This is a genomic window from Streptomyces sp. NPDC005141 (assembly GCF_053599975.1).
Map to the genome: position 1 here is coordinate 250,057 of NZ_JBSFYW010000004.1, position 23,759 is coordinate 273,815.

At 69.6% G+C, this 23,759-nt stretch carries 25 protein-coding genes and 1 pseudogene; 10 read left to right on the forward strand and 16 right to left on the reverse strand.

Annotated features, from left to right (window positions below):
* Positions 1 to 244: 244 nt before the first annotated feature.
* The 3 genes from ACWD68_RS05250 to ACWD68_RS05260 form a co-directional block, all read right to left on the reverse strand.
* The gene (locus ACWD68_RS05250) at positions 245 to 1,081 is read right to left on the reverse strand and encodes a protein kinase (protein ID WP_451805123.1); all 837 of its coding nucleotides are present in this window, start codon (positions 1,079 to 1,081) and stop codon (positions 245 to 247) included.
* A 70-nt stretch (positions 1,082 to 1,151) separates the two neighbouring features.
* On the reverse strand, positions 1,152 to 1,595 hold the full coding sequence (locus ACWD68_RS05255; protein ID WP_451805124.1) for a glycine-rich domain-containing protein: 444 nt from the start codon (positions 1,593 to 1,595) through the stop codon (positions 1,152 to 1,154).
* A 251-nt stretch (positions 1,596 to 1,846) separates the two neighbouring features.
* Complete coding sequence (locus tag ACWD68_RS05260; protein WP_451805125.1) at positions 1,847 to 2,089, reverse strand: hypothetical protein; 243 nt, start codon at positions 2,087 to 2,089, stop codon at positions 1,847 to 1,849.
* 114 nt (positions 2,090 to 2,203) lie between these two features.
* Between ACWD68_RS05260 and ACWD68_RS05265 the strand changes: the two genes are divergently transcribed.
* A complete protein-coding gene (locus ACWD68_RS05265) occupies positions 2,204 to 3,544 on the forward strand; it encodes a helix-turn-helix domain-containing protein (protein ID WP_451805126.1) in 1,341 nt (446 codons plus the stop codon).
* Here the strand turns inward: ACWD68_RS05265 and ACWD68_RS05270 are convergent.
* On the reverse strand, positions 3,522 to 4,055 hold the full coding sequence (locus tag ACWD68_RS05270; RefSeq protein WP_451805127.1) for an NUDIX hydrolase: 534 nt from the start codon (positions 4,053 to 4,055) through the stop codon (positions 3,522 to 3,524). The genes ACWD68_RS05265 and ACWD68_RS05270 overlap by 23 nt on opposite strands.
* 927 nt (positions 4,056 to 4,982) lie before the next feature.
* Here ACWD68_RS05270 and ACWD68_RS05275 point away from each other — a divergent pair.
* The gene (locus ACWD68_RS05275; RefSeq protein ID WP_451805128.1) at positions 4,983 to 5,279 is read left to right on the forward strand and encodes a hypothetical protein; all 297 of its coding nucleotides are present in this window, start codon (positions 4,983 to 4,985) and stop codon (positions 5,277 to 5,279) included.
* Positions 5,280 to 5,314: 35 nt separating this feature from the next.
* On the opposite strand, the gene ACWD68_RS05280 is transcribed toward ACWD68_RS05275, so the two are convergent.
* Positions 5,315 to 6,451 (reverse strand): FAD-dependent oxidoreductase, encoded by a 1,137-nt coding sequence (locus tag ACWD68_RS05280; RefSeq protein ID WP_451805129.1) that lies wholly within the window; start codon positions 6,449 to 6,451, stop codon positions 5,315 to 5,317.
* A gap of 465 nt (positions 6,452 to 6,916) precedes the next feature.
* Positions 6,917 to 7,105: pseudogene (locus ACWD68_RS05285) on the reverse strand (MMPL family transporter); the annotation flags it as partial.
* An 815-nt stretch (positions 7,106 to 7,920) separates the two neighbouring features.
* On the opposite strand from ACWD68_RS05285, the gene ACWD68_RS05290 reads away from it, so the two are divergent.
* Positions 7,921 to 8,529 (forward strand): hypothetical protein, encoded by a 609-nt coding sequence (locus tag ACWD68_RS05290; RefSeq protein ID WP_451805130.1) that lies wholly within the window; start codon positions 7,921 to 7,923, stop codon positions 8,527 to 8,529.
* A 218-nt stretch (positions 8,530 to 8,747) separates the two neighbouring features.
* Entirely contained in the window at positions 8,748 to 9,767 is a 1,020-nt protein-coding gene (locus tag ACWD68_RS05295) for a hypothetical protein (RefSeq protein WP_451805131.1), read from the forward strand.
* Between the two features lie 365 nt (positions 9,768 to 10,132).
* Here the strand turns inward: ACWD68_RS05295 and ACWD68_RS05300 are convergent, their stop codons facing one another.
* Positions 10,133 to 10,630 (reverse strand): hypothetical protein, encoded by a 498-nt coding sequence (locus ACWD68_RS05300; RefSeq protein ID WP_451805132.1) that lies wholly within the window; start codon positions 10,628 to 10,630, stop codon positions 10,133 to 10,135.
* Positions 10,631 to 10,970: 340 nt separating this feature from the next.
* Between ACWD68_RS05300 and ACWD68_RS05305 the strand changes: the two genes are divergently transcribed.
* Positions 10,971 to 11,201 carry a TniQ family protein gene (locus ACWD68_RS05305; RefSeq protein ID WP_451805159.1) on the forward strand — a complete coding sequence of 77 codons (231 nt, stop codon included), beginning with the start codon at positions 10,971 to 10,973 and terminating at the stop codon, positions 11,199 to 11,201.
* A gap of 20 nt (positions 11,202 to 11,221) precedes the next feature.
* On the opposite strand, the gene ACWD68_RS05310 is transcribed toward ACWD68_RS05305, so the two are convergent.
* From ACWD68_RS05310 to ACWD68_RS05320, 3 genes are all read right to left on the reverse strand, one after another.
* Positions 11,222 to 12,412 (reverse strand): acyl-CoA dehydrogenase family protein, encoded by a 1,191-nt coding sequence (locus tag ACWD68_RS05310; RefSeq protein WP_451805133.1) that lies wholly within the window; start codon positions 12,410 to 12,412, stop codon positions 11,222 to 11,224.
* 86 nt (positions 12,413 to 12,498) lie between these two features.
* Positions 12,499 to 13,281 carry a hypothetical protein gene (locus ACWD68_RS05315; protein ID WP_451805134.1) on the reverse strand — a complete coding sequence of 261 codons (783 nt, stop codon included), beginning with the start codon at positions 13,279 to 13,281 and terminating at the stop codon, positions 12,499 to 12,501.
* A 125-nt stretch (positions 13,282 to 13,406) separates the two neighbouring features.
* Positions 13,407 to 13,628 carry a CbtB domain-containing protein gene (locus tag ACWD68_RS05320; RefSeq protein WP_451805135.1) on the reverse strand — a complete coding sequence of 74 codons (222 nt, stop codon included), beginning with the start codon at positions 13,626 to 13,628 and terminating at the stop codon, positions 13,407 to 13,409.
* A gap of 321 nt (positions 13,629 to 13,949) precedes the next feature.
* On the opposite strand from ACWD68_RS05320, the gene ACWD68_RS05325 reads away from it, so the two are divergent.
* The gene (locus ACWD68_RS05325; protein WP_451805136.1) at positions 13,950 to 14,525 is read left to right on the forward strand and encodes a histidine phosphatase family protein; all 576 of its coding nucleotides are present in this window, start codon (positions 13,950 to 13,952) and stop codon (positions 14,523 to 14,525) included.
* A gap of 27 nt (positions 14,526 to 14,552) precedes the next feature.
* Here ACWD68_RS05325 and ACWD68_RS05330 read toward each other — a convergent pair whose 3' ends face one another.
* Together ACWD68_RS05330 and ACWD68_RS05335 are read right to left on the reverse strand one after the other, a co-directional pair.
* Entirely contained in the window at positions 14,553 to 14,924 is a 372-nt protein-coding gene (locus ACWD68_RS05330; RefSeq protein WP_451805137.1) for a ferredoxin, read from the reverse strand.
* A 51-nt stretch (positions 14,925 to 14,975) separates the two neighbouring features.
* On the reverse strand, positions 14,976 to 15,368 hold the full coding sequence (locus ACWD68_RS05335) for a nuclear transport factor 2 family protein (RefSeq protein WP_356749940.1): 393 nt from the start codon (positions 15,366 to 15,368) through the stop codon (positions 14,976 to 14,978).
* 82 nt (positions 15,369 to 15,450) lie between these two features.
* On the opposite strand from ACWD68_RS05335, the gene ACWD68_RS05340 reads away from it, so the two are divergent.
* The 3 genes from ACWD68_RS05340 (at position 15,451) to ACWD68_RS05350 (ending at position 17,576) form a co-directional block, all read left to right on the forward strand.
* A complete protein-coding gene (locus tag ACWD68_RS05340; protein WP_451805138.1) occupies positions 15,451 to 16,014 on the forward strand; it encodes a PadR family transcriptional regulator in 564 nt (187 codons plus the stop codon).
* 219 nt (positions 16,015 to 16,233) lie between these two features.
* Complete coding sequence (locus ACWD68_RS05345) at positions 16,234 to 16,929, forward strand: type 1 glutamine amidotransferase domain-containing protein (RefSeq protein WP_451805139.1); 696 nt, start codon at positions 16,234 to 16,236, stop codon at positions 16,927 to 16,929.
* Positions 16,930 to 16,943: 14 nt separating this feature from the next.
* Complete coding sequence (locus tag ACWD68_RS05350) at positions 16,944 to 17,576, forward strand: TetR/AcrR family transcriptional regulator (RefSeq protein WP_451805140.1); 633 nt, start codon at positions 16,944 to 16,946, stop codon at positions 17,574 to 17,576.
* On the opposite strand, the gene ACWD68_RS05355 is transcribed toward ACWD68_RS05350, so the two are convergent.
* The gene (locus tag ACWD68_RS05355; protein WP_451805141.1) at positions 17,524 to 18,525 is read right to left on the reverse strand and encodes a LacI family DNA-binding transcriptional regulator; all 1,002 of its coding nucleotides are present in this window, start codon (positions 18,523 to 18,525) and stop codon (positions 17,524 to 17,526) included. The genes ACWD68_RS05350 and ACWD68_RS05355 overlap by 53 nt on opposite strands.
* Positions 18,526 to 18,652: 127 nt before the next feature.
* Here ACWD68_RS05355 and ACWD68_RS05360 point away from each other — a divergent pair, with 127 nt between their 5' ends.
* Positions 18,653 to 19,813 carry a Gfo/Idh/MocA family protein gene (locus tag ACWD68_RS05360; protein ID WP_451805142.1) on the forward strand — a complete coding sequence of 387 codons (1,161 nt, stop codon included), beginning with the start codon at positions 18,653 to 18,655 and terminating at the stop codon, positions 19,811 to 19,813.
* 173 nt (positions 19,814 to 19,986) lie between these two features.
* Here the strand turns inward: ACWD68_RS05360 and ACWD68_RS05365 are convergent, their stop codons facing one another.
* From ACWD68_RS05365 to iolB, 3 genes are all read right to left on the reverse strand, one after another.
* Positions 19,987 to 20,790 (reverse strand): GntR family transcriptional regulator, encoded by an 804-nt coding sequence (locus ACWD68_RS05365; RefSeq protein WP_451805143.1) that lies wholly within the window; start codon positions 20,788 to 20,790, stop codon positions 19,987 to 19,989.
* Positions 20,791 to 20,879: 89 nt separating this feature from the next.
* A complete protein-coding gene (gene iolD, locus ACWD68_RS05370; protein ID WP_451805144.1) occupies positions 20,880 to 22,751 on the reverse strand; it encodes a 3D-(3,5/4)-trihydroxycyclohexane-1,2-dione acylhydrolase (decyclizing) in 1,872 nt (623 codons plus the stop codon).
* Complete coding sequence (gene iolB, locus ACWD68_RS05375) at positions 22,751 to 23,635, reverse strand: 5-deoxy-glucuronate isomerase (RefSeq protein WP_451805145.1); 885 nt, start codon at positions 23,633 to 23,635, stop codon at positions 22,751 to 22,753. The genes iolD and iolB overlap by 1 nt, the downstream gene beginning before the upstream one ends.
* Positions 23,636 to 23,759: the final 124 nt, after the last annotated feature.

Consider the following 23,759-nt stretch of genomic DNA (forward strand, 5'->3'; position numbering starts at 1 on the left):
TGGGGGCGCCAGGCACCGAACAGTATGGATGGGCATCCTCATCTGCGGTGGAGCGCCTCGGACCAGGCTTGGAGCGTGGCTTGGAGGGGCAGGTTGTTCTCCGCGGGCCACGGTCTGGAGTAGCTGGGCGCATATGGTCGCTTCGACGGCGAGACCGACCGGGCTGCCCACCACGGGGAAGGCGGCGCGGACGCGGGCGGCGGTATGCCGACTGTGATGACGATCGTCACCCGTCCGAACCGCATCAGATCAGGGCTTTGCCCACCTCGTAGATGGACGGCCGATCCCCCGGCGAATGGCTGAGCATCGCGTCGACCAGTTCACCCAGCTCACCGGGCACCTTCACGGGCCGACGCCGGCCGTTGGCCACTGCATCTCTCTGCACGAGGCGCGGAGCGTCATCCGGGTACTCGACCGCCCGCCAGCCCGTGGCCGAGATGAGCAGCGACGCCCCGAGTGCGTAGATGTCAGCTTCCTGTGTCGGCTCCGCTTCCCCGGTGTCGAGCACGCTGCGCGCGATCTCCGGTGCCTCGTAGTGGACGAGGCAGCCGCGGAACGGGAAGTCGTACCCCGTGGGTACCTGTCCTCCCTGGGCCAGGGCGAGGTCAATGAGGTGCGTTCGCTCCGGCCCGACGATGAAGTGCGCGGGCTGCACATCACCGTGAGCCCAGCCCCGCACGTGGAGATCAGCCAGGGCCTCGACACAGCCCAGCGCCGCGCTGGATTGGGGCTTGATGGACGAGCCCTGCTTACGGCATGGCTCCCACAGCCTGTAGAGGTCCGGCCCCTCGTGCCACGGCTGGAAATTCCAGGTACCGCGCTCCCATTCTCCGTACGCAACGGCGTCGAGCCCGAGGCGATGCAGGACAGCGCCCTCGCGTGCGGGCGCGAGCACGGTCCAGGGCTGAGCGGTCCACTCGGCCGTGGCCTCGATCGGATAGCCGAGCTTCACCGCGAAGTGGCCCCGGTGGCTCTCCACCTCCCACACCGTGGAGCCTCGACGATTGATGACCATGCGCTGAGTCGTGGGTATGAGCGCGTCGAGCACCACGATCGGCAGTTCAGGGGTTGGGCTGGACAAGATCTCTTCTCCCTCCGGGCGAGCGCGGCCGAACACGAGTCGAGGCCGGCCGCGTCGCTGTTGTCGTGAGCTACGCCTGACCGTACGGTCGGCCACAGTCCGAGTCGCACTGCGCGAGGTTCGTGCCGTCCACGGTCCACAGGTCGTCGAGGACCACGAACCCGGCCGCCTTCATGGCGCGAGCCGAGGCAGCGACCTTCTCCAGGTCGCGGCCTCCTCCACCTGGCATTGGGTTGTGGTGCAGGAAGCGGCCCGCGTACTGCTCGCACAGTCCGGCGTATTCCTTCGTGTGCAGGATGAGCGCGTGAAGGCCGTGGTCGACGTCGTCGGACGGGACCATTGGAACGGTGGCGGTAGCTGCCGTGACCAGGAACGCGACCGCCTGATCCGCGATCCGCTCAGCGCGCTCGGGGGACTGCCCGTTGTGGGTGACCACGAAGCGGGCCAGGCTCTCGAACAGCTCTTCGCCAGCCACCGCGCGACCGGTCTTCTGATCGTTCGCTGTTGCCGTCATGTGCGATCTCCTCAGGTGAGGTGGTGCAGGACACGTACGACCCGTCCCGATCGTCGAGCTCGGCTCAGAGACGATCAGGAAGCGGGCTTGGAGGCCGACCCCGGACGGGGACGGGGAGCCGGGCGGATCGGCACCCGTCCGGGGTCGGCCGGTCTACTGGCCGGTCCCGAGGGCCATGCCGATCACCAGACCGCATGAACCGCTGATGCAGATGATGAACAGGACCCCGGCGTACCGGCCGATGGCGCGCATCACAGCGGGACCTGACTGTCGTTGTTCCGCACGGCCAGGCGCGCGCTCAGTTCCTCCCGCGCACTGGGTGCCACCACACTGCCCGGCATGGCATCCCACTCCTTGCCGCCACGGACCGGCCGCATCTGCACGCGGCCACCGATCTCCCCCATGACGACGCCGATACGTCCGGTGGCACCGTCTTTCGCCAGTTCGCCGACGGCTGGTCTGGTCTGCTGATTGCTCGCCATGCACACGAGCATCGCGATCCAGGTACCCCCGCCAAAAGGTCAGGCTGATTACCCAACTTGGGTAATATCGCGGCAAGTAGAGAATCCGCGACGTTGCGTAGCCCTCGCAGTGTGGGAGCTTGCCCGATGCCCGACGCCGACCGGCCGCAGGAGTTGCCTGCCCGGCTGCTCACCGATCCCGAGATGATCAATGCGTGCCGGGCACGGGACTTCGGCAGAGTCTTTCGGCTCGTGAAGACCAGAGCGGGCATCTACCCGTCGATGATCGCGAGACGATGCGAGCTGACGCCCAGTCGTGTCGGTGAAGTCATCGCAGGCCGACGCCAGTTGCTTCACATGGACGTCGTCGAGCGCATCGCCGACGGCTTGCGCATTCCAGGGCACATGCTAGGGCTTGCCCGGCGCCCGTGGGAGACGCCGCAGGCTCTCGTCGTCACCGAGCGCGAGGCACCCCAAGTACCGGAGCCGGAACAGCAGGCCCCCGCGTCGCTTCCGGGGCCCGATGTGGACAGCATCCTTGCGCTGACCACGCGAACCAACCTCAGCGCGGCCACGCTTGAAGCATTCCGGTCCTCCATCGAGGACTACTGGCGACGAGATGACCAGCACGGCGGAGAGGCTCTCAGGCCGGCCGTCGTCGGTCAGCTTCGGTATGTGGTCGGACTCCTGAAGGAAAACCGACCCCCGGCCATCCGAAACGGCCTGTACGGGATCGCGGCCGAGCTCGCACGCCTCACCGGCTGGACCTACTTCGACGCCCGCCAGTACAACCAGGCCCGCGCTTACTTCACCGAGGCCCTGCAACTCGCCAAGGCCATCGACGACCGCCAGTTCATGGCCAACGTCCTCGCCTGCATGAGCTTGCAGGCGACCTACCAGGACAAGCCCGCGGACTCCCTGGCCCTCGTGACCGCCGCCCAGGACCAGGCCCGCTCCGCCATCGACACCACTCCACGGGTCCTGTCGATGCTGTCCATGCGGGAAGCCTTCGCCCACGCCACGCTCGGCAGCCAGACATCCACTCACCGGACGATCACGGAAGCGCACCACCAGTTCGAGCAGATCCAGGCCGGCGACCCGGACCCGTCGTGGGTGGCCTACTTCGACGAACCGAAGCTCATCGTGGACACCGGCATTGCCCACGGCCGACTGGGCGAAGCCGCGACCGCTGAACCGTTGATCGCTGACGCCTTGCGTCGGGAAGCCCGCAACAACCAGCGAGGCCGTGCGTTTCACGCGTTCTGGCTGGCTCGTACGCAGCTGGACCAAGGCAAGCTTGATCAGGCGTGCCACACCGCCACCCAAGCTCTGGAGCCCGCATCAGCGGTCGCTTCAGAGCGCGTGTCAGGCCACCTCAGGGAGTTCTACGACCAGTTGGCCCCACACAGGCAGGAGCCCGTAGCCCTGGCCTTCGAGGCGCGGCTACGGGAGCTCCTGCCACCGGTCACCGGATCGCTTCATCCATGAGCACGTACAGGAGACCGACGAGGGATCCACTGCTCACGATCTCGCGGCGGTCGATCATTCCCCGTATCTCGCTGAGCGGGATCCACTCGATGCGGTCGGACTCGTTCTTCTCCGTGGGCGGACCCTCGTAAGTCGCACCATCCGCACGGAAGACGTGGTGCTGTGAGTCCGTGATCCCGTTGGCCGGCTCGGCGTAGATCAGGGGCTTGATGGGACCGGGACGCCAGCCCGTCTCCTCCAGGACTTCGCGCGCTGCCGCCTCTTCGGGAGTCTCGCTCTCCTCGACCAGACCCATGGGCAACTCCCAGGCCCACGAGTCGGTGATGAAGCGGTGCCGCCACATCATCAGCACCTCCTGGCGGTCGTTGACGACGGCAGCCACGGCCAGGTGCCGAAGGCGAACGACGTGGTACTCCCACCTGCGCCCGTCAGGCTGTTGGACGTCGACCAGACACAGATTCACCCAAGGGTTGGTGTAGATCTGTCGCTCACCGTGGGTCTTCCACTCCATACCTGCGGCCCCTCTCGATCGGACTCCAGGATCTCAGACCACCCCAGAGGACGGCGCAAGTTCAGCTGCCTTTCGCGTCACACTGACGAAATGCCCTGCGGAGAGCTTGCACTCTAGAAAGTGGCCAAAGCCCCTTGGAGAGAAGTACCGAACGTGGTGGCAGGGTAGTTCGTCGAACCCTCTGCTTGGGAAGCTGAGGTGATCTGGGGCTTACTGGGGGACTGACCTGGGGCGGAGGGGCGTCGACAGCTGGTGGCGGGTCCTCTGATTCCCCCGTGTTCCCCGCGGCTCCCCGTGGGATCTGGCACGCATCTGGCACGACCTCTCAAGGGTGAAGGAACGCCGTGGGGATATCCCCAGCTGCCTGGGAAAATGGTGCGATGAACATCGCGTGTGAGCTTCGCGGGTTGCTTGCCTCGCTGGCTCGGGAGGAAGGGGTCCTCGGCCGCGTCTCGCCTGAGGCTGAGGGCTCAGTAGAGGAGCAGATTCGCGGTCTCGTTGCCGAGGCCGAACAGGATTGGGAGCGGTACGCCGCGCCTGGGGTGACTGGGGCCCCTACTCGCTGGCCGAGGTGGATGAGGCGCTCATCGAGGTCGACCCGAAATGTGCGACAGACCTCATCTTGCATCTTTAACGTCCGTCGACGCACCATTCGACGACGGACGTTAAAGATCAAACTAGGCCCCGTACGGATACGCATCCGCCGTGGGGGAGCCGATGCACTGGATCTGCTCAACGCCCCCATCCGGCACGGGATATTCGGAAGAAGGGGAGGGGCTCGTGCCGTCTCCGACGCCGCGGCACGGACCCCTCCCGAAGCTATCTGGCCCTTCACCCAGGTGCCTCAGGCTGACCAACCCACACCGGATCAACCGTAGCGATGACCGGCAGCTGAATCGAGCACTGCACACCATCACGCTGATCAGGATGCAGCTGGACCGGGTGACCGAGACCTACGTCGCCCGCCGGGCGGCCGAGGGCAAGACCTCCCGAGACGCACAACGGTGTCTCAAGCGGACCATCTGCCGCCAGATCCTCAAGCTCATCGAACGCCCGAGCCAGAGGACATCCAGAACCTTGAAGATCCACCACCGGGTCGTCGACTTCGGCCGGGGACAACGTCGTAGTGAAGTGATTTCCCTGGGCTACCTCTCAGCCCTCCTCGGCAGCCAGCTCCCCCCGGGGCTGCTATATCGCGTCAAGCGTCCGGCCCTACGCTGGTGAAAATTGGTGGGGGGTGCCCCTTCTTCGGGAACGGCTCAGTGACTCGTGGGACGCGGGCGTCCGAGCGCGAACCGGCTCGGTCCGGGCTCTCCGCGTACCAGCGCGGCCGCCAGCTCCCCGATGACCGAAGCGAACTTGAAGCCGTGCCCGGAGAACCCTCCCAGCACGGTGACCGGGCCCTGCCGGTCGATGACGAAGTCATGGTCGGGGGTGGTGGTGTACAGGCAGGTCACGGCCTCGGGCGCGGTGTGGTCCACGCCCGGGAGCCAGCGCTCGGCGTACGCCGCCAGCTCCCGCAGGATCGCGGCGTCCGGGGTGCGGTCGCGCCGGTCGGGGTCGACGACCGGGCCGACGCCGTGGAAACCCGCCTTGACGCCGTCGGTGCTGCCGAGTCCGTACACCCCGTCCGCGGTGAGGCCGTCCATGGGCAGCGCGGCACCCGGGTGGTGAATGTAGCTGGGCCAGGTGAGCGCGTCCGCCGCGGGGAAGTGCGCGGGCTGCTCCTGGGTAACACGCAGCACCGGTACGCCGCCGACCAGCGGAACGGTACCGCCGCCCAGCATTCCGGGCGCCCAGCCGCCGACCGCGACCACGACCGCATCGGCGCGCAGTTCCTCCTCCGTGTCCGTGACCACCCGGACCTCGGCGTCGCCGTGCACCGACAGCCCGGTCACCCGGACGCCGTGCCGGACCTCCGCGCCGGGCGCCCGCGCCGCCTGCTGGAAGGCGGTGACCGCCTCGTCGGCGTGCAGGCGTCCGGCCTCCGGGTGGAAGACCGCACCGGTGTCGGCGCGCAACCCCGGCCAGCGCTCGGCGACCTCCTCCGGGGCCAGCCGCTCGGCAGGGTGTCCGGCGACGGTCAGCGCCTCGTACAGTGCCTCGGTCGTGGCGGCCGGGCCGTGGTCGACGGCTCCGGTGAGGGTGAGGACCTGCCGTCCCGTCTCCTGCTCCAGCCGCCGCCACAGCGGCAGCGACCGCACGGCGAGACCGACGTAGAAGGGGTCCGTGTGGGCCAGCCGGAAGATCCGCGAGGTGCCGTGCGAGCTGCCCCGGTCGTGGCCGGGCGGGAAGCGCTCCAGCAGGGTGACGCGGTCACCCCTGGCAGCAAGCCTCCACGCGGCGGACGAGCCCATGACCCCGCCACCGATGACGACGACTCGACGAGAAGACACGATGCTCGATCCTTTGGTGAACGATCCGGACCGACCAGGCAACCGGACGCCCCGAGGTTTTCCGGTGTGACCTGCAACTTTCTATCAGCCATCAGCCCGGAGCGAACCGGCCGGGTCGCCGCCGCCCGCCCCCTGTGCCCGTCGACACGCTCGACCGTGCTCCAACTCTCCTTTCCAGGCTGGTTTGCGAGCGAACCACGGCCATTCGGACCGCAAGGCCCGTGCGTTGTAGCCAGGGGCTGATGTCGCGGTCGGCTCGATGCACCTCTTCGCCCTGACCGCAGGGCTTCCCCCCTCCCCGGCGGCGAGAGGCGCATTCCAACTGGGCCGCCGGCGAAGGGAATGCGTTCTTCCAGCCATGCGCGGGTCACGGCGTGCATCGTGACCGCGCCGCCGGCTGCGGAAGTGACGGGGGTTTGATGGTGATCCGAGCCGCGTTGAGCCGAGGTCAGCTCTGCTCAGGGACTCGATGGACACCTTGGGCAGCTTTCGGGCCAGTGGAGCAGGGAGCCACCAGGCCCATGTGCCGAGCATCCGCATGACCGCGGGAACGATGAGGCATCGGATGACGACGGCGTCGAGCAGGGCGGCAACGGCAAGGCCGAGTCCGAACTGCTGGAGCATACGGTCGTCGCTGAGGACGAAGCCTCCGAAAGGGTGCCTCTGAACTCCAAGCGTCTGATGGGGTGACGGCGCTCGTGGAAACCGGCTCTGGCCGCAGTTCCGGATGCTGTTGGTGATCTTCACTCTGGGTGACTTCTTCTGACCGTGGCTGTGTTCATGTCCTCGTGATGCTGCGCTGGTGGGAGCGGGGCGGTTCGGCGGTCGGAGGGGCGACCGCAGTGGCAATGGGTTCGGTTTCGGGGCGGGTGATTCCGCCGTTGACGGTGCGGATGGCCCGGGCGAGCAGTCCACGGGGCACGACCGCGATGTGGGTGCGTGATCGGCTGGACGGCATGTTCACGGATGCCGACTCGGCTCAGCTGGCTCTCGTGTCGGTGCTGCAGTACGCGGAGAAGCCGACTACGCCGAAGTCCTGACCGAAGAGGGCGCGGTAGTAGGCGACTTCCGGTTCGCGCTCCATCCAGATGTTGCCGGTGGGGGTCTCTGTTGTTGCGTCGTCGGACCATCCGGTTGGTTTCCGCTGCACTCTTCGAGATGCACGACGAATGGATCGCCTTACCTCGCCGCCACCTCCCCGAAGGCAATATGGGTGATATCTACCGAAAACTCTCTTTTAGTTCCTCCGCGCTGCCCAACGCACCGAAATGCAACCGCCAGTTGATCCCCAACACCATGACGAGGGCCACTACCTGGCGGATGCGTGTTCCCGACCGAGTGGCACTCGCTTCGACATCCTCCCGTGCAGGTCATCGGAGGCCATTTACCCAAAGATTACTGGGCAGTTGACCTCAGGTTTCGTGGTAGCGTCCTTGTTCGGAGGGACAGTGCAACCTGAAAGGGAAATCGTGAACACGGAGAAGATCGCCGCTCGCCGCCTCTCACTGAAAGAGGTGACGAAGCTCGGCGTGAAAGACAGGCTCTTCATTTCCGCCGACACGGCAGAACTCAAGCTTCCCGACTGCTATGTCCCTGCTTTGCTGACCAAGTCCGGTGAGCATTTCGAAGGCGGCTCGATCACGGCGAGAACCGTATTCCAGGAAGAGGTCTCCTGCCTTCCCGACGACGAGAATGAAGCCGGAATCTACTTGGCCGACGAGAACGGCTCGGTGACCATCGAGGTCCTCCAGTCCGCCGGTGTCGTGCTGGACCTGGCACTTTTCGTCCCTGGTGGGGACAAGGGGGCCCTCACGGCCCTTTACGCTGCGGCCCGGCAGGCGTTCGGCGCCGACATCGTGCAGATCTGGCGCCAGGGCCTCAAGGAGGTTCCCGACGTGAAGGTCGACATCTTCGAGGAGCAGATTCCCCGGGGACGCAAGGGGAGCGACAGCCCCAAGCGTGACCGTCGCGCGATCGACACCTACCCCACCCGTGCGGACTTCATCGAGTTCTCCGCGGGGTGGAAGCCGGTCGTTGAGGTTCACAGGCCGATTGTTGACGACACCCCGACTATCTGAGACCGCGTTTGAGATCTTTGTAGATGGCGCTGTGGCTTTACGCTCCAGCTGGCGGATGAGCCCGACAGTTAGCGGAGCCGAGCGCATCAGTTGGCGGGCGAGTACGACTTGCAGCGCTTGCCTGTGAGCTCTTCAGAGAGCTCGGGAGATCCAGCCGGGGAGCTGGATCTCCCAAAGCGCAAGGTGGCGTTCGCCTACCTCAAGTACGGCGACTCGGCATGATCGAATCCGAGTTTGAGATCAGCGAGGATCTGGTCCGCGACCGCGCTGGTGACAGTCTCGAGGTGGTGCGCGGTCCAGCGCATCTGTCCGCGTCCGCCAGCCCTGGCCAGGGAGCCTTCACCTGCCAAGGGTCGTTTGTGTCCGCTGGTTTCCGGATGGTGCCGTACCGGACGCCGCGTCCCTATCGTTGCGCCATGACGGACGAACAACTACCTGCACAGGTCTTCCCGAACCACTTTCCCGAGGCGGTGGACTCCCGGCCCGGGGTGCCGCAGGACAGCTGCGACTGCTTCAGCCAGGTTCGGGTGAGTTCCCCCGGCGCGGTGGCGTCCTTCCACGCCGAGATCCAGGACACCAGTGCTCCGGGCTGGCTCCGGTTGATGGAGCTGATCGAAGAGGCGGCGGCCGACAGACGGGAGGAATTCCGCCCGCTGCCGGAGCTGAGCCCTGAGGAGCGGCGGCAGATCGTGACGCTGCCGGCGTCGATCGGGCGGCTGACGGCGGTACGGACCCTTGTACTGTACGGGAGCAACCTGGTCCGGATACCTCCAGAGATCGGCGACATGACGAGCCTGGAGCAGTTCAGTCCCTACACTTCGCGACGGCTGCACTGGTTCCCGTACGAAATCACGCGGTGCGCTCGGCTTGCGCGCAGCACGGTGAGCACACGCTCGATCTACGGCAACTACAAGCACCGGCCGCCCTTCCCGCGGCTCCTCCCGCCCGGTGATACCGTCCTGGACCTCGATAGCCTGGCTCCCTTCCGCTGGGGCACCATCGCGGCTCGCACTTGCAGTGTCTGCACCGGGTCGATTTCGGCGACAGGCCTTCACCAGGCTTGGCTCTCCCAGGTGGTGGCGACGACGTTCTGCCGCTATTGGTCAACGCCTGCTCCCAGGCGTGCCTCGACGCTCTGCCACCCGGGCCAAAGGGCTATATCCCTACAGCTCATCGCGGCGGCGCGATCGAACAGCCACCGTCGCGTTGACCGTCGTCAGCCGGGCCCCGATTCCTGACGCAGCAGAGCCGGTAGCTGTCTTCGTACTGCGCCACCTCGCTGGGGGCCGCGCGGTGGGCGTGCAGGCGGGCGAGGCTGTCGTCGACGGCCAGGGTGACACGGTGCAGGCCCAACAAGTTGATCGACGTGTTCCGCGGCTGCCGCCCGGGCGCCTGGGGAGGTCGAACCACGCGACGGGCGATGCTGTTGCGACCTGGACATGGCAACGCCCGCCTGGGCAGTCCAGTCGGGTGAAAACACTCAATAAGGCCATCAGCCGGGTGCGCTCCGCATTGGTTGCCAGTGGCACGGCGCGGCAGGCGCGATGGAGTTCGGCGGCGGTGGCGGACCAGGTCAGGGTGATCTCGATGGCGTGGTGCCGTGTCACGGCCGGGCCGCCTTCCGACCACACTCTGCTGGGCCGGGGTGCCGAATGCGGTCCGGTAGCCGGCTGTGGATGTGCTCGTGGTGGATGAGCGGGTCGAAGGGTTCCCAGTCGGCGACAGCCAGATCCGCGGCGGAGGGCGTGGCAGCGTGCTGCACGCAGCGGTGCGACCGCCAGCGCAGCTGCTCGGCGTAGGGCAGGCGCGTCAGGTCGTACACGGCCATTACCTCGTTGGTCAGGGCGAGTTGACCGGCCGCAGCGGTGGCGGGCACCAGACGCCAGGCGCCTGCTGGGGCCTCATGGGTGAGTAGCGCGCTGGAGCAGCGGCGGCGGCGCCGAGTCTGGGCGACGCACTGGATCTCGTCGACAGGGCTGGCGGCAAGGTAGCGAACGTACAGGAGTTCCACGACAGGCCGGGTGGGGCGGCAGACTCCCGACGGCATCGCCTCGTTGTCCTGCGGCGCGGAGGGAAGGGCGAAGGCTCCGGCATCGATCATGCGGCGGGTCCCGGCCGTCACTGTGCACCGCTCCGCCCGCACGGCGCCTGACCGGATCACCTGCACCGCCAGACAAATCATCCACCGCCGGAGAATCTCGTATTCGGCACTGTCCCAACGGTTGGAGCGAGGCTTGATGGCACGGGCCTGTGATGAGGGACGGGATCTCGATATCCCCGTTCCGTGCGAAGCTCATATCGGGCCATGCGTCACGCACCGGTTGGCCGCGGCTCGATGACCGTTCACCCACTGGCGCGCGCCCTCAGTCCGCTCCCCGAGGAATCGTTGCCCGGCCTGCTCCTGCGGTTGGCCTACCGCTTGGAACGCCAACGCACTGACGCTGTCGTCCTTTGCTGCCGCCTACCCGCCACTGGCATCCGTACGGATCGACGGCAACCGCAACACCACTGCCGCGCGGAAGTCGTGGGCCGCCAGCATTTCCAGTCGATACTGTGCTGCCTGTCTTTCCGGGAACGGAAGTCCCGTTCAAACCCTCTATGGCGGCCCCTGGAAACTGCGCTGGCATCTTCCCGTCTCGTACGCCTGCGTCACGCACCGCACCGTGCTCTAAAAAGCCTCGTCACACAACGGCTAACGCCGCACCCGGGGCATCCCCAGTCCGATCCACGAGATGATCTCCCGCTGAATCTCGTTGTTCCCGCCGCCGAAGGTGAAGATCACCGCCGACCGGTAGCCGCGTTCGAGTTCACCGTGCAGGACGGCGCCGGCGGAGCCCTCCTTGAGGACGCCGGGGGCCGCGACGATCTCCATCAGCCAGGCGTATGCGTCCCGGCGCGCCTCGGAGCCGTACACCTTGACGGCGGAGGCGTCCTGCGGGGTGAGCGTGCCCTCCTGGACGGCGTTCACCATCCGCCAGTTGAGGAGTTTCATCGCGTCCAGCTTGGTGTGCGTCCGGGCGAGGAGGCGGCGCACCCATGGGAGGTCGACGACGCGGCGGCCGTCGGCGAGTTTGGTCTCCATCGCCCAGCGCTGGACGTCGTGCAGGGCGCGGATGGCCATGGTGCCGTGCGCCGCGAGCGTGACGCGCTCGTGGTTCAGCTGGTTGGTGATCAGCCGCCAGCCCTTGTTCTCCTCGCCGACCCGGCGCGTGGCCGGGACGCGGATGTTCTCGTAGTAGCTCGCGGTGGTGTCGTGCGAGGCGAGCGTGTTGATGATGGTGCACGAGTAGCCGGGGTCGGAGGTCGGTACGAGCAGCATGGTGATGCCCTTGTGGGGCGGGGCGTCGGGATCGGTGCGGACGGCGAGCCACACCCAGTCGGCCGTGTCGCCGTTGGTGGTCCAGATCTTCTGGCCGTCGACCGTGTAGTGACCGGTCTCCTCGTCGCCTTCCCGGACGGCCTTGGTCCGGAGCGCGGCGAGGTCCGTCCCGGCGTCGGGCTCGCTGTAGCCGATGGCGAAGTCGATCTCGCCGGCGAGGACCTTCGGCAGGAAGTACGACTTCTGCTCCTCCGTACCGAACCGCATGATGGTCGGCCCGACGGTGTTGAGGGCCATCAGCGGCAGCGGCACCCCGGCCTGGGCCGCCTCGTCGAAGAAGATGAACTGCTCCATCGGGCTCAGGCCCCGCCCGCCGTACTCCTTGGGCCAGCCCACCCCCAGCCAGCCGTCCGCGCCGAGCCGGCGGATCGTCTCACGGTAGAACCGCTTCTGCGTCGCCGGATCGCCGTACCGGGCGTAGGCGTTGTCCGGTACCAACTCGGCGAAGTAGACCCGCAGTTCGGTGCGCAACCGCTGCTGCTCCGGCGTGTATTCGAGATGCACGGCGCCTCCTGCCTCCCCGAGCCCGACCTGACGGCGCACACCGTAGAACGTGTTTCAGAAATTGGGAATGCAGATGACGGGGAAGCTCAGCCCGGGAAGCCGTCGGACGGCCCGGCCGGGCGGCCGTACTCCCAGACGCGTTCGAACTCGGCGTGGAAGTGCTCGTACCAGGGCCCGTCGCGATCCGGCCGCAGCGTGAACACCGCGTCACCGCTCGCGGAACTGTGGGAGTAGATGTCGACGTGGATGAGGCCGCCCGGCCGCTGCGGATCGAGCACCACCAGCCCGAAGGCGGGCACGAACGGCAGGAATCTCACCTCGACCCGGTCCCCGACCCCCGGCCTCTCCATCAGCTCCCGCAGCAGGTCGATCGACGGGCGCAGCCTGTTCTCGTACACGTCCGGCCGGTCGGCGAGTGTGCTCCGGCGCGCGGCCTCGGCGGGCGCGGTGCCGGCCGGGTCGATGAGAGCCACCTTGATCGCGCATCCCGAGACGGCCCGGCGTTCCAGCTCGTCGATCACGTTGCGAAGGGTCCGGGCGAGGGTCACTCCGCAGATGCGTATGTCCCGCGCCTCGCGCACCTGCCGTACGAGTTCGGGCTTGTCGTGGACGAAGAAGTCCTTCGCCGAGACGTCTCCGGCGGCGCGCGCCCGTACCTCCGCCGCCAGTTCCCCGACCTGCCGCCTGCCGCCCAGCAGGCCGCCGGCCAGCAGGGCGAGGGTCGCGAGCGTGGCGGCGGAGAGCACCTCGCCGCTCACGGCGTCGAGCGCGCCGAGCACGGCCAAGGTCAGCGATAGCAGGGCCGTGACGTAGATCTCCAGATTCTCCCCGGCGGAGAGATCGGCCCGCACCCGCCGCAGAAAACGCATGGACGCCATCGTCCGAACCCGCTCGCGGTCCGTCAATGGCGCACCCGGGGCCGGGGCCGCCGCGGGAGGCGGAGCCCGGCCGGTGCCGGTCGGGCCTTGACCCGCCCGCGCGTCCCTCGTCGCCGTCAGTGGCAGGGGAAACCGAGCAGGTGGCGGGCGTCGTGGACCCACTCGTGGACGTTCTCGCCCGACACGAGGGAGGTGGCGCCCTGTTCGGCGCCGACGAAGTAGAGCAGGACGAGCATCAGGATGCCGAAGAAGGCCGCCCAGGGGACGATCGCACCGATCGGCAGCTGGGCGGGAAGGGCGGTGGGGGTAACGGTCGGCTGAGCGACGGACTGCGCCATGCGGCAGAACCTCCTGGGGAACTCGCGTCCCGTCTCGGTGGTGCACAGGACGACAGCCACGGGTCTGACTTGGCCCGCCTCGCCGCCCCTGGCCGGAGCGACGCGTGCTGGGCTTACAGTGGCGCGACCGTGCCGGATTTCCACCGGGCTTCCGCCGAACCGTCGTCAATATCCACGCGACCGTACCGCGAAGCCGGGGCCCGGCCAAGGGCGCGCACGCCCCGCACTACGTGCGCCCCGTGCGCCGGGAAGCACGGTAACCGCCCTGCCGGATCAGGGTTTTGCCTCCGGGCACGGTCCAGAACGTATGAGAGTGATGGCATGACGAGCCGAGTGATCTTGATCTCCGCGGCGATCAGCGAGGCGCTGCGCGAGGCCCGCTTCGACGACGGGAGTCCGGTGGACGCCGCGGGCCTGCGGACCGCCCGGACGGCGGCCGGTGCGGGTGCCGTGCCGGCCGGGGGCCGGCTGTGGGTCTCCCCCACCCCGCGGTGCCGGCAGACCGCGGACGCCCTCGGGCTCGAAGGCGGCGTGGAGGCAACGGAGTTAGCCGGTCTGGACGTGGGCCGCTGGCGCGGGGCGACCCTGGCCGAGGTGAGCGCGAAGGAGCCGGAGGCGGTGGCCCGGTGGCTCGCCGATCCGGCGTCGGCGCCGCACGGCGGGGAGCCGGTGCGGGTGTTCTGCGACCGGGTCGCGGAGCGCCTGGACTCGGCGGCGGAGTTCGACGGCCGAACCGTCGCGGTGGTGGAGCCCGAGGTCGTACGGGCCTTGGTGGTACGGGTGCTGGGGGCGCCGGAGTCGGCGTTCTGGCGCGTGGACGTGCCGCCGCTCACCGTCACGGAGTTCAGTGGACGCGCGGGGCGCTGGAACGTCCGCGCCGGGCGTCCGCTCGCCTAGGGGCGCCCTCCGGGACGGCCTGTGCGCTCAGCGGAGAGTCGCGATGAAGTCCGCGCACGCCTGGGCGCACGTGCGGCTGGTCTTCGCCGCGACCTCCGCGCCGGGGTGCCTGTCGAAGACGTCGGCGCACTCCAGGCAGACGTCACGGCACCACTCCAACTGGGCGCGGATACGCCGCTCGTCATGCCCCGGCTGACCGGACAGCACATGGCAGGTCGCCTCGCACACTTCCGCGCACTCGATGCCCTTGCGCCGCGCGAGCTCCTGTTCCCTCGGCCCGTCGGGATCCATGAGGCTCGCGCGCAGCGCACAGGCCAGCGCGCACTCGGCGCAGACCTGGGCGCAGGCGAAGCGGTCCTCGAGGAACTGGAAGAGTTCCTGCTGCGAAGTCGTCGTCACAACGGCCGGGTAGCCGAAGGGAGTCGGTTCAAACAGCGGGGTGCGGAGACCTCACGCGCCGGCCGCTTCGCGGGAGATCTGCTCGAACTGCGCTCCCATCGCCTCGGAGAGCGCCTGCGCGGCCGTCAACGGACGCACCATCACGGTGAATTCGTCGATGAGTCCGTCCTCGTCGAAGTGCAGGAAGTCGCAGCCGTTGATCTCCTTGTCCCCCACCTTGGCGGTAAAGACCAGCGCGTGGTCACGGCCGTCGGCCCCGGCGATCTCGCGGACGTAGCGGAAGTCGGTGAAGACGCGCCAGACGCCGCGCAGGATGGCCGCGGTGATCGCCTTGCCCGGGTAGGGCTTGAATGCGACGGGGCTGGTGAACACGACGTCGTCGGCCAGCAGCTCCTCGACCGCGCCGAGGTCTCCGGCCTCCACGGCCTTGCGGAAGGAGTTCATCGCGCCCACCTCTCATACTCAACTAATTGATTAAGTGCGGATCAGATTAGTCGTGCGGGTGCATGCCGTCTAGCCTTGGAGGATGGCATTGCGCAACGCGGTTCTGGCCGCGCTCCTGGAGGGCGAGGCGTCGGGCTACGACCTGGCCAAGGGGTTCGACGCCTCGGTGGCCAATTTCTGGATGGCGACCCCGCAGCAGCTGTACCGGGAACTCGACCGTATGGAGTCGGACGGGCTCATCGAGGCCCGGCTCGTGCGGCAGGAACGCCGGCCCAACAAGCGGGTCTTCTCCCTGACCGCGGCGGGCCTCGACGCCCTGGCCTCCTTCACCGCCGGTCCCGCGCGGTCCACCGCGATCCGCGACGAGCTGATGGTCAAGGTGTACGCCCTCGACGTAGGGGACGCCGACGCCGTCCGGGCGGCGATCGCCGAGCGGCTGGAGTGGGCGCGCGCCAAGCTGGCGCACTACGACCGGATCGGCGCCCGCCTCCTCGACGGGCGCACCGAGGAGGAGTACCTCGCCGGGGCCGAGCGCGTCGGCCCGTATCTCACTCTCCTGGGGGGACGCGCCTTCGAACAGGCGATCATCGACTGGGCGAAGCAGGCGCTGCGGGTCCTGGAACAGCGCGCGTCCGTGCCCCGGTAGGCGGGCGCGGGCTCCGGCCACCGCCCCGGCCGCCGGGTATTCCCGCGACCCCATCGGATGGCCTATGGCTGCGAGCGGGTTCCCTATTGGTCACCTATGTCCGGCGCGCATACGGTCGAAGACATCGCCGCCCTGACGATCCGCGCACAGAACGTCAGGGCGTACGACCAAGATCCCTCCCAGGTCCGTCAGGGCCCGCACTTTTCGGAGAAACGCACCATGTCGAAGATCCTTTTCGTGTTGACCGGCGCCGACCACTGGACGCTCGCCGACGGCACCCTGCACCCGACCGGCTTCTGGGCCGAGGAGGCCGCGGCACCGTACGAGGCCTTCAAGGCGGCCGGGTACGACGTCGTCGTCGCCACGCCGGGCGGCGTCGTACCGACCGTGGACAAGGGGAGCCTGGCCCCCGAGTACAACGGCGGCCAGGAAGGCGCCGACAAGGTCGCCCGCACCCTCGCGTCCATGACCGAGCTCCAGCGGCCGCTCAAGCTGTCGGAGGTGAACCTCGACGACTACGCCGCCGTCTTCTACCCGGGCGGCCACGGCCCGATGGAGGACCTCTCGGTCGACGCCGACTCCGGCCGGCTGCTCACCCTCGCGCTGGAGTCGGGCAAGCCGCTCGGTGTGGTGTGCCACGGCCCGGCCGCGCTGCTGGCCGCCACCCGGGAGGACGGCTCCAACTCCTTCGCGGGGTACCGGATCTCGGCGTTCACGAACGCCGAGGAGACCCAGGCCGGTCTCGCCGGCCAGGCCAAGTGGCTGCTCCAGGACCGCCTCGTCGAGGCGGGCGTCGACTTCCAGGAGGGTGAGCCGTGGGCCCCGAAGGTGGTCGTCGACCGCAACCTCGTCACCGGCCAGAACCCGGCCTCTTCGGCCCCGCTCGCCGCGGAACTGCTGAAGAAGCTGGCCTGAGGCCGGTCCGGACGATGCCCGGTGACCGGCTGGACGACGTCCTCGACGCCGCCTACGACTGCCTGACCCGGTACGGCGTGCGGCGCACGACGATGGACGACATCGCCTCCGCGATGGGCGTGTCCCGGTCGGCGGTCTACCAGTACGTCCACGGCAAGGACGACGCCTTCCGGCGCCTCGCCGGGCGACTGCACGATCAAGCGCTCGTACGGGCCCGCCGGGCGGCCGGCACCGAGGACGCCCCGTACGCCGAACGCGTCCGGGGCGTCCTGGCCGCCAAGCTCGGCCTGGCGCGCGGTCTGGCCGGGGACTCCCCCCACACGGCCGAACTCCTCGACGAGAAGGCCCGGTTGTTCGGCGACATCTGCCACGCGTTCACCCGCGAGCTTCGCCTGCTGCTGATCGCGCTCTTCACCGAGGCGGACGCGGGGACCCGGTCACCGGCCGGTGTCGAGCCCGCCCGGGCCGCGGACATCTGTCTCGCGCTGGTGGCCGGGCTGGAGTCGGCGCCCGACGGCGGGCGGCTGCTCGCTCCGGCGGCGGACGCCCTGCTGACGGGCTTGCTGGGCGCGCCGGCGGATGCGGCCGTCGATCCTAGGCGCCCGGCGGTCCCGTCGTGCCGCGGACTTCGAGCGCCGGGCGGGTGAGGACGACCTCGCCGGGGCGGGCGGGGTCCTCGATGCGGTCAAGCAGGCAGTGCGCGGCGCGGCGGCCGATGTCGTGGCCGGCGTTGTCCACGGTGGTGAGCCACAGGTGGCGAAGGCGCGCAAGGTAGGTGTTGTCGTACCCGACGAGGGAGAGGTCGCGCGGCACCCGGTGGCCCAGCTCCTCGGCGGCCGAGAGGGCGCCGATCGCGGCGATGTCGTTGAACGCGAAGACGGCGGTGGGCCGTTCGGGCGCGCTGAGCAGCCGTACCGTCGCCCGGTAGCCCCCCTCCTCGGTCAGATCGCCCTGCTCGACCACGGCTGTCCCGGTCAGTCCGTGCTCGCGCATGACCGCCTCGAAACCGCGTCGGCGCAGCGCGCCCGCCATTCCCCGGCCCGCGATGTGCGCGATGCGCCGGTGGCCGAGGCCCACGAGGTGTTCGGCGGCGAGGCGGGCGCCGTGCTCGTCGTCGCCCGCGACGATGTCGACGCCGGGCAGCTCGGGCTCCCGGGCGCCCGCGACGACGGTCGGGATCCGTCCGGCGGCCGTGCGCAGCGCCTCGGAGGCAGGGAGGGTGCCGACGGCGATCAGACCGTCGACGCGCAGGTCCAGGAAGGTCCGGGTGAGGTCCTCGCCGAGCCGTCGGTTGAGGTGCCCGTCGGCGAGCAGCATGTGCAGACCGGCGTCGTGCAGCCGGGCGTTCAGCCCGTCGAGCAGTTCCACGAACCAGGGGTTGCGCATGTCGTTGAGGAGCACGCCGACCGTGCGGGTGCGCCGCTCACTGAGGCTGCGCGCCGCGGCGTTGGTCCGGTAGCCGAGCTCCTCGACGGCGGCGAGCACCGCCTGCCGCTTCTCGTCGCGGACCTGGTCCGAGCCGCGCAGGACGAGCGAGACGAGGGACTTCGACACTCCGGCCCGCTCCGCGACGTCGCGAATCGTCGGGGCTCTCATGACCTGGACCGTTCCATCTCTGGACCGTTCCACAGGGTGGGTGAGCCTGTCAAAGGGGTTGACACGTCCTGTTATGAGCTTCAGTGTGAACCGGGAGGCAATTGGACCGGTCCAAAGAAGGGCAGTCATGGTGCGTACGCTCGGCGTTGCCGTCGTGGGGTTCGGCTGGATGGGACGGGTGCACACCCAGGCGTACGCCCGGGTGCCCCACCACTTCCCGCATCTCGCGCTGCGGCCCGAACTGGTCGCCGTCGCCGACGAGGTGCCGGGCCGGGCCGAGGAGGCAGCCGAGCGGTACGGCTTCGCCACCGCCGTGCGCGACTGGCGCGAGATCGCCGCCGACCCGCGCGTCGAGGCCGTGAGCATCGCCGCGCCGAACTTCCTGCACCGTGAGATCGGTGTGGCCATGGCCGAGGCCGGCAAGCACATCTGGATCGAGAAGCCGGTCGGCCTGACCGCCGACGACGCCCGAGCCGTGGCGGACGCGGTGGCCAAGGCCGGTGTCCGGGGCACGGTCGGCTTCAACTACCGGAGCGCCCCCGCCGTCGTGGCCGCCCGCGAGCTGATCGCCTCCGGCGACATCGGTGACGTCACCCACGCGCGCGTCCGCCTCCTCAGCGACTACGCGGCGCATCCGGAGGGCGCGCTGACCTGGCGCTACGAGCGGGAGCGCGGCGGCAGCGGAGTCCTCGGCGACCTGGCCTCGCACGGCGTCGACCTCGCCCGTTTCCTGCTCGGCGAGATCGAGGCACTGACGGCGGACACCGCGGTCTTCCTGCCCTTGCGGGCCCGCCCGGCCGGCGCGACCGCGGGGCACGCGCGCGCGACGGGCGGCGAGCCGGCCCCCGTGGAGAACGAGGACTACGTCAACTGCCTGCTGCGCTTCGCCTCCGGTGCGCGCGGCGTCCTGGAGGCGTGCCGGGTCTCGGTCGGCGAGCAGAACAACTACGGCTTCGAGATCCACGGCACCAGGGGCGCCGTGTTCTGGGACTTCCGGCGCATGGGCGAGCTGGGGGTCAGCCGGGGCACGACGTACCAGGACCAGCCGGTCAGCACCGTGTACGTCGGTCCGGGGGCCGGGGACTACGCCGCCTTCCAGCCGGGCGCGGCGAACAGCATGGGTTACGACGATCTCAAGGTCGTCGAGGCGCACACCTTCCTGCGGTCCGTCGCCGACAACACGCCGTACGGCGCGACGCTGGTCGACGCGGTCCGCAGCGCGACCGCGCTGGACGCGATGGCGCGCTCCGCGGAGTCGGGCGGCTGGGTGACGCTCGGCGTGGAGTGACGGACGGGGTCGCGCTCCGGGAGGCTCCGGCCGGGGGCGCTCCCGGAGGCTCCAACCGGGGGCGCGCTCCGGGAGGTTCCGGCCGGTGTGGCCTGTGAGCCCGGGATCGCGGACTGCCCGGTGAAGTGGGTTCACCGGTCGCCTGGTGAACCCGCTTCACGGACCGTCGGGGTTCATGGGCGGACGAGCAGCTGGAACTCGAAGGCGTAACGCGCCGCGCGGTAGATGTGGGAGCCGTACTCGACAGGGCGGCCGGTGTCGTCGTAGGCCGTGCGCTGCATGGTGAGCAGGGCCGCGCCCACGGGCTCGTCGAGGAGGCCGGCCTCCTGTGCCGTGGCGGAGCGGGCGCCGACGGACTGGCGGGCGCTGTGCAGGGTGATACCGGCGGCGCGCATCATCCGGTAGAGGCCGGTCGACTCCAACCGGACGGTGTCGACGTCGAGTAGCCCCTCCGGGATGAAGTTGCACAGGGCGGCCACGGGCCGGCCGTGGGTGAGCCGCAGCCGCTCCAGGCGGTGCACGCCGCTGCCCTCCGCGATACCGAGAGCGACGGCGGCCTCGGGGGACGCCGGTTCGAGGGCGTTGTGACGTACGCGGGTCGTCGGGCTCTGCCCGGCCTTCTCCAAGTCGTCGTAGAGGCTGCTCAGTTCCAGTGGCCGTTTGAACCGGCTGTGCACGATCTGGGTGCCCACGCCGCGGCGGCGGACCAGGAGCCCCTTGTCGACGAGGGTCTGGATGCCCTGACGGACAGTGGGCCGGGACAGGCCGAGCCGGGCCGCGAGCTTCGCCTCGTTGCCCAGCAGGCTCCCGGAGGCGAGCACGCCCCGCTCGATGGCGGTCTCCAACTGCCGTGCCAGCTGGTAGTAGAGCGGCACGGGACTGCTGCGGTCGAGCACGAGGTCGAGGTCGAGGCCCTCGGGCGGGGCGGCCGGCGCCCCTGCCGATCGGGCACTCCGGCGGTCGGGAACCCTTGCCATCGCATCGTCCTGACGGTCGGCCCCGGAGACGGCCGGCGCGGTGCCGGGGAACCACCGCGCCGACCGCCGCTCGTGGGCGGCGGGAGCGGTCAGAGGTGGCGCCGGCGGTCGGCGGCATGGCCGTCGTACCGTTCACGGGCGTCCGACGCGGCCTCGCGGGAGGCGACTTCGGCGACCGGTACGTCCCACCAGGCCGCGGCGGACGGCGAGGTCGGCGCCGGATCGGTCTCGACATAGACGCAGGTCGGCCGTTCCGAGGCACGCGCCGCGGCGAGCGCGTCGCGCAGTTCCCGTACGGTCTTGGCGCGGATGACGTCCATGCCGAGGCTGGCGGCGTTGGCGGCGAGGTCGACGGGGAGCGGGTCTCCGGTGAAGGTCCCGTCGGCCGCCCGGTAGCGGTAGGCGGTACCGAAGCGCTCGCCGCCGGTCTCCTCGGACAGGCCGCCGATGGAGGCGTATCCGTGGTTCTGGATCAGGACCAGGTTGACGGGCAGTCCCTCCTGGACGGCGGTGACGATCTCGGTCGGCATCATCAGATACGTGCCGTCACCGACGAGCGACCAGACCGGCGTGCCCGGGGCGGCCAGCTGGACGCCGATGCCGGCCGGGATCTCGTAGCCCATGCAGGAGTAGCCGTACTCCAGGTGGTACTGGCGCGGACTGCGCGCCCGCCACAGCTTGTGCAGGTCGCCCGGGAGCGAACCGGCCGCGTTGATGATCACGTCGTCGTCGCCGACGACCGCGTCGAGAGCGCCGAGGACCTGGGTCTGGGTGGGCACCGCGGAGTCGTCCGCCGCGAAGGCGGTCTCCACCACCGCGTCCCAACGCGCCCCGCCCGCACGGTACTCGGCCTCGTAGGCCGGGTCGACGCGATGGCCGGACAGCGCCTCCGTGAGGGCCCTGAGGCCGGTCCGGGCGTCCGCGACCAGGGTGCGGGCGGCCAGTTTGTGAGCGTCGAAGGCGGCGATGTTGAGGTTGACGAACCGTACGCCCGGCTCCTGGAACAGCGTGGCGGAGGCGGTGGTGAAGTCGCTGTACCGGGTGCCGACGCCGATGATCAGGTCGGCGGTGCGGGCGATGTCGTCGCAGACGGCGGTCCCCGTGTGGCCGATGCCGCCGAGGTCCGCGGGGTGGTCGTGGCGCAGCGATCCCTTGCCGGCCTGGGTCGAGGCGACCGGGATGCCGGTGGTGTCCACCAGCGACTTGAGCGCCTCCTCCGCCTCGCTGTGGTGAACTCCCCCTCCCGCGACGATCAGTGGGCGCCGCGCGGCGCGGATCGCCCTGACGGCCGCGGCGAGTTCGACCGGGTCCGGCGCGGGACGGCGTACGGGCCAGACGCGTTCGGCGAAGAACTCATCGGGCCAGTCGTACGCCTCCGCCTGCACGTCCTGCGGCAGGGCGAGGGTGACCGCGCCGGTCTCGGCCGGGTCGGCGAGGACCCGCATCGCGTTCAGGACGGACGGGATCAGCGTCTCCGGGCGCGTGACGCGGTCGAAGTACTTCGACACGGGGCGCAGGGTGTCGTTGACGGAGACGTCGGCCTCGACAGGGTGCTCCAGCTGCTGCAGCAGCGGGTCGGCGGGGCGCCTCGCGAAGTAGTCGCCGGGCAGCAGCAGGACGGGGAGGCGGTTGATCGTCGCGAGGGCCGCGCCGGTGACGAGGTTGGTGGCGCCGGGGCCGATGGACGTGGTGACGGCCTGGGCGGAGAGGCGGTTCAGGTGGCGGGCGTGGGCGACCGCCGCGTGCACCATGGCCTGTTCGTTGCGACCCTGGTGGAACGGCATGGCGTCCTCGCCTGCCTCCAGGAGCGCCTGGCCGATCCCCGCCACATTGCCGTGGCCGAAGATTCCCCAGGTGCCGGTGATGAGCCGGTGGCGTACGCCGTCGCGCTCGCTGTACTGCGCCGACAGGAACCGCACCAGGGCCTGGGCTGTCGTCAGACGGCGGGTGGTCGTGCTCATCATGACCTCTCGGGGGCGGTGTAGAGGGGCAGTCGGGGGTCGACGGGCCGCTCGGGCCATGTGGTGCGGATCCAGGCGTGGTCGGGGTGGTCGCGGATCAGCCAGGCGCGGTCGGGGTCGGGGCCCGCCATGACGTTGAGGTAGTACATGTCGTGGCCCGGCACGGCCATGGAGGGGCCGTGCCAGCCGTCCGGGATGAGGACGACGTCACCGTCGCGCACCTCGGCGAGGACGTCCGTGCCGGTGCCGTTCCCGGAGGGCGAGACGCGCTGGTAGCCGAGGCCGGGGGTGCCCTCGTGGGCGGTGAACTCGAAGTAGTAGATCTCCTCCAGTTCGGACTCCTCGCCGGGGCGGTGCTCGTCGTGCTTGTGGGGCGGGAAGGACGACCAGTTGCCGGCCGGTGTGATCACCTCGACGGCGATGAGGTTCTCGCAGTCGAAGACTCCTGCCGCGCCGAAGTTGTTGACCTGGCGGGAGCAGGTGCCGGTGCCGCGCAGCTCGACCGGTACGGAGGAGGCGGGCGCGTGGCGGGCGGGGAGTCTGCGGGTGCAGTGGGCGCCGGTGAGCGCGAACCTGCCGCCGTCGCGGGAGGTGATCGAGACCTCCGCGTCGCGGGGGACGTACGCGAAGTCGGTGACCCCGGCGAACACGCTCGCCCGGCCGGTCAGTCGGAACGTGTCACCGTCCACGGCGACGGTGCAGCCACCCGCCAGCGGGAGCACGATCCACTCGCTGTCGCCGGTGTCGAGGACGTGCCTCCCGCCGGGCGGCAGCTCCAGCACCCGCAGGCCGGCGTGGCCCCAGCCCGCCGTCGCGGGGGTGACCTCTACGGCGTAGACGTCGGTGCCGGCCTTGCCGGCGGGCAGATGGTGCGTGGTGGTCATCGGCTGACTCCTCTGCGGGGGCGGGGGCCTCGGCGGTTCTCGGGTGGGGGTCCGGTGGGTGGGTCGGGGCCGTGCCGGTACATCCCAGTCCGTCGCCGCTGGATCAGACGTGGGTCCAGGAGGG

Excerpts from the sequence above, each read along its gene's own strand:
- ACWD68_RS05350 (WP_451805140.1), top strand. The coding sequence starts at position 16,944 with ATGCCCGGTGACCGGCTGGACGACGTCCTCGACGCCGCCTACGACTGC.
- ACWD68_RS05325 (WP_451805136.1), top strand. The coding sequence starts at position 13,950 with ATGACGAGCCGAGTGATCTTGATCTCCGCGGCGATCAGCGAGGCGCTG.
- ACWD68_RS05320 (WP_451805135.1), bottom strand. The coding sequence starts at position 13,628 with ATGGCGCAGTCCGTCGCTCAGCCGACCGTTACCCCCACCGCCCTTCCC.
- ACWD68_RS05365 (WP_451805143.1), bottom strand. The coding sequence starts at position 20,790 with ATGGCAAGGGTTCCCGACCGCCGGAGTGCCCGATCGGCAGGGGCGCCG.
- ACWD68_RS05255 (WP_451805124.1), bottom strand. The coding sequence starts at position 1,595 with ATGACGGCAACAGCGAACGATCAGAAGACCGGTCGCGCGGTGGCTGGC.
- ACWD68_RS05295 (WP_451805131.1), top strand. The coding sequence starts at position 8,748 with ATGATCGAATCCGAGTTTGAGATCAGCGAGGATCTGGTCCGCGACCGC.
- ACWD68_RS05360 (WP_451805142.1), top strand. The coding sequence starts at position 18,653 with ATGGTGCGTACGCTCGGCGTTGCCGTCGTGGGGTTCGGCTGGATGGGA.
- ACWD68_RS05355 (WP_451805141.1), bottom strand. The coding sequence starts at position 18,525 with ATGAGAGCCCCGACGATTCGCGACGTCGCGGAGCGGGCCGGAGTGTCG.
- ACWD68_RS05275 (WP_451805128.1), top strand. The coding sequence starts at position 4,983 with ATGCAGCTGGACCGGGTGACCGAGACCTACGTCGCCCGCCGGGCGGCC.
- ACWD68_RS05300 (WP_451805132.1), bottom strand. The coding sequence starts at position 10,630 with ATGATCGATGCCGGAGCCTTCGCCCTTCCCTCCGCGCCGCAGGACAAC.
- ACWD68_RS05335 (WP_356749940.1), bottom strand. The coding sequence starts at position 15,368 with ATGAACTCCTTCCGCAAGGCCGTGGAGGCCGGAGACCTCGGCGCGGTC.
- ACWD68_RS05345 (WP_451805139.1), top strand. The coding sequence starts at position 16,234 with ATGTCGAAGATCCTTTTCGTGTTGACCGGCGCCGACCACTGGACGCTC.
- ACWD68_RS05270 (WP_451805127.1), bottom strand. The coding sequence starts at position 4,055 with ATGGAGTGGAAGACCCACGGTGAGCGACAGATCTACACCAACCCTTGG.
- ACWD68_RS05340 (WP_451805138.1), top strand. The coding sequence starts at position 15,451 with ATGGCATTGCGCAACGCGGTTCTGGCCGCGCTCCTGGAGGGCGAGGCG.
- iolB (WP_451805145.1), bottom strand. The coding sequence starts at position 23,635 with ATGACCACCACGCACCATCTGCCCGCCGGCAAGGCCGGCACCGACGTC.
- ACWD68_RS05265 (WP_451805126.1), top strand. The coding sequence starts at position 2,204 with ATGCCCGACGCCGACCGGCCGCAGGAGTTGCCTGCCCGGCTGCTCACC.
- ACWD68_RS05315 (WP_451805134.1), bottom strand. The coding sequence starts at position 13,281 with ATGCGTTTTCTGCGGCGGGTGCGGGCCGATCTCTCCGCCGGGGAGAAT.
- ACWD68_RS05260 (WP_451805125.1), bottom strand. The coding sequence starts at position 2,089 with ATGCTCGTGTGCATGGCGAGCAATCAGCAGACCAGACCAGCCGTCGGC.
- iolD (WP_451805144.1), bottom strand. The coding sequence starts at position 22,751 with ATGAGCACGACCACCCGCCGTCTGACGACAGCCCAGGCCCTGGTGCGG.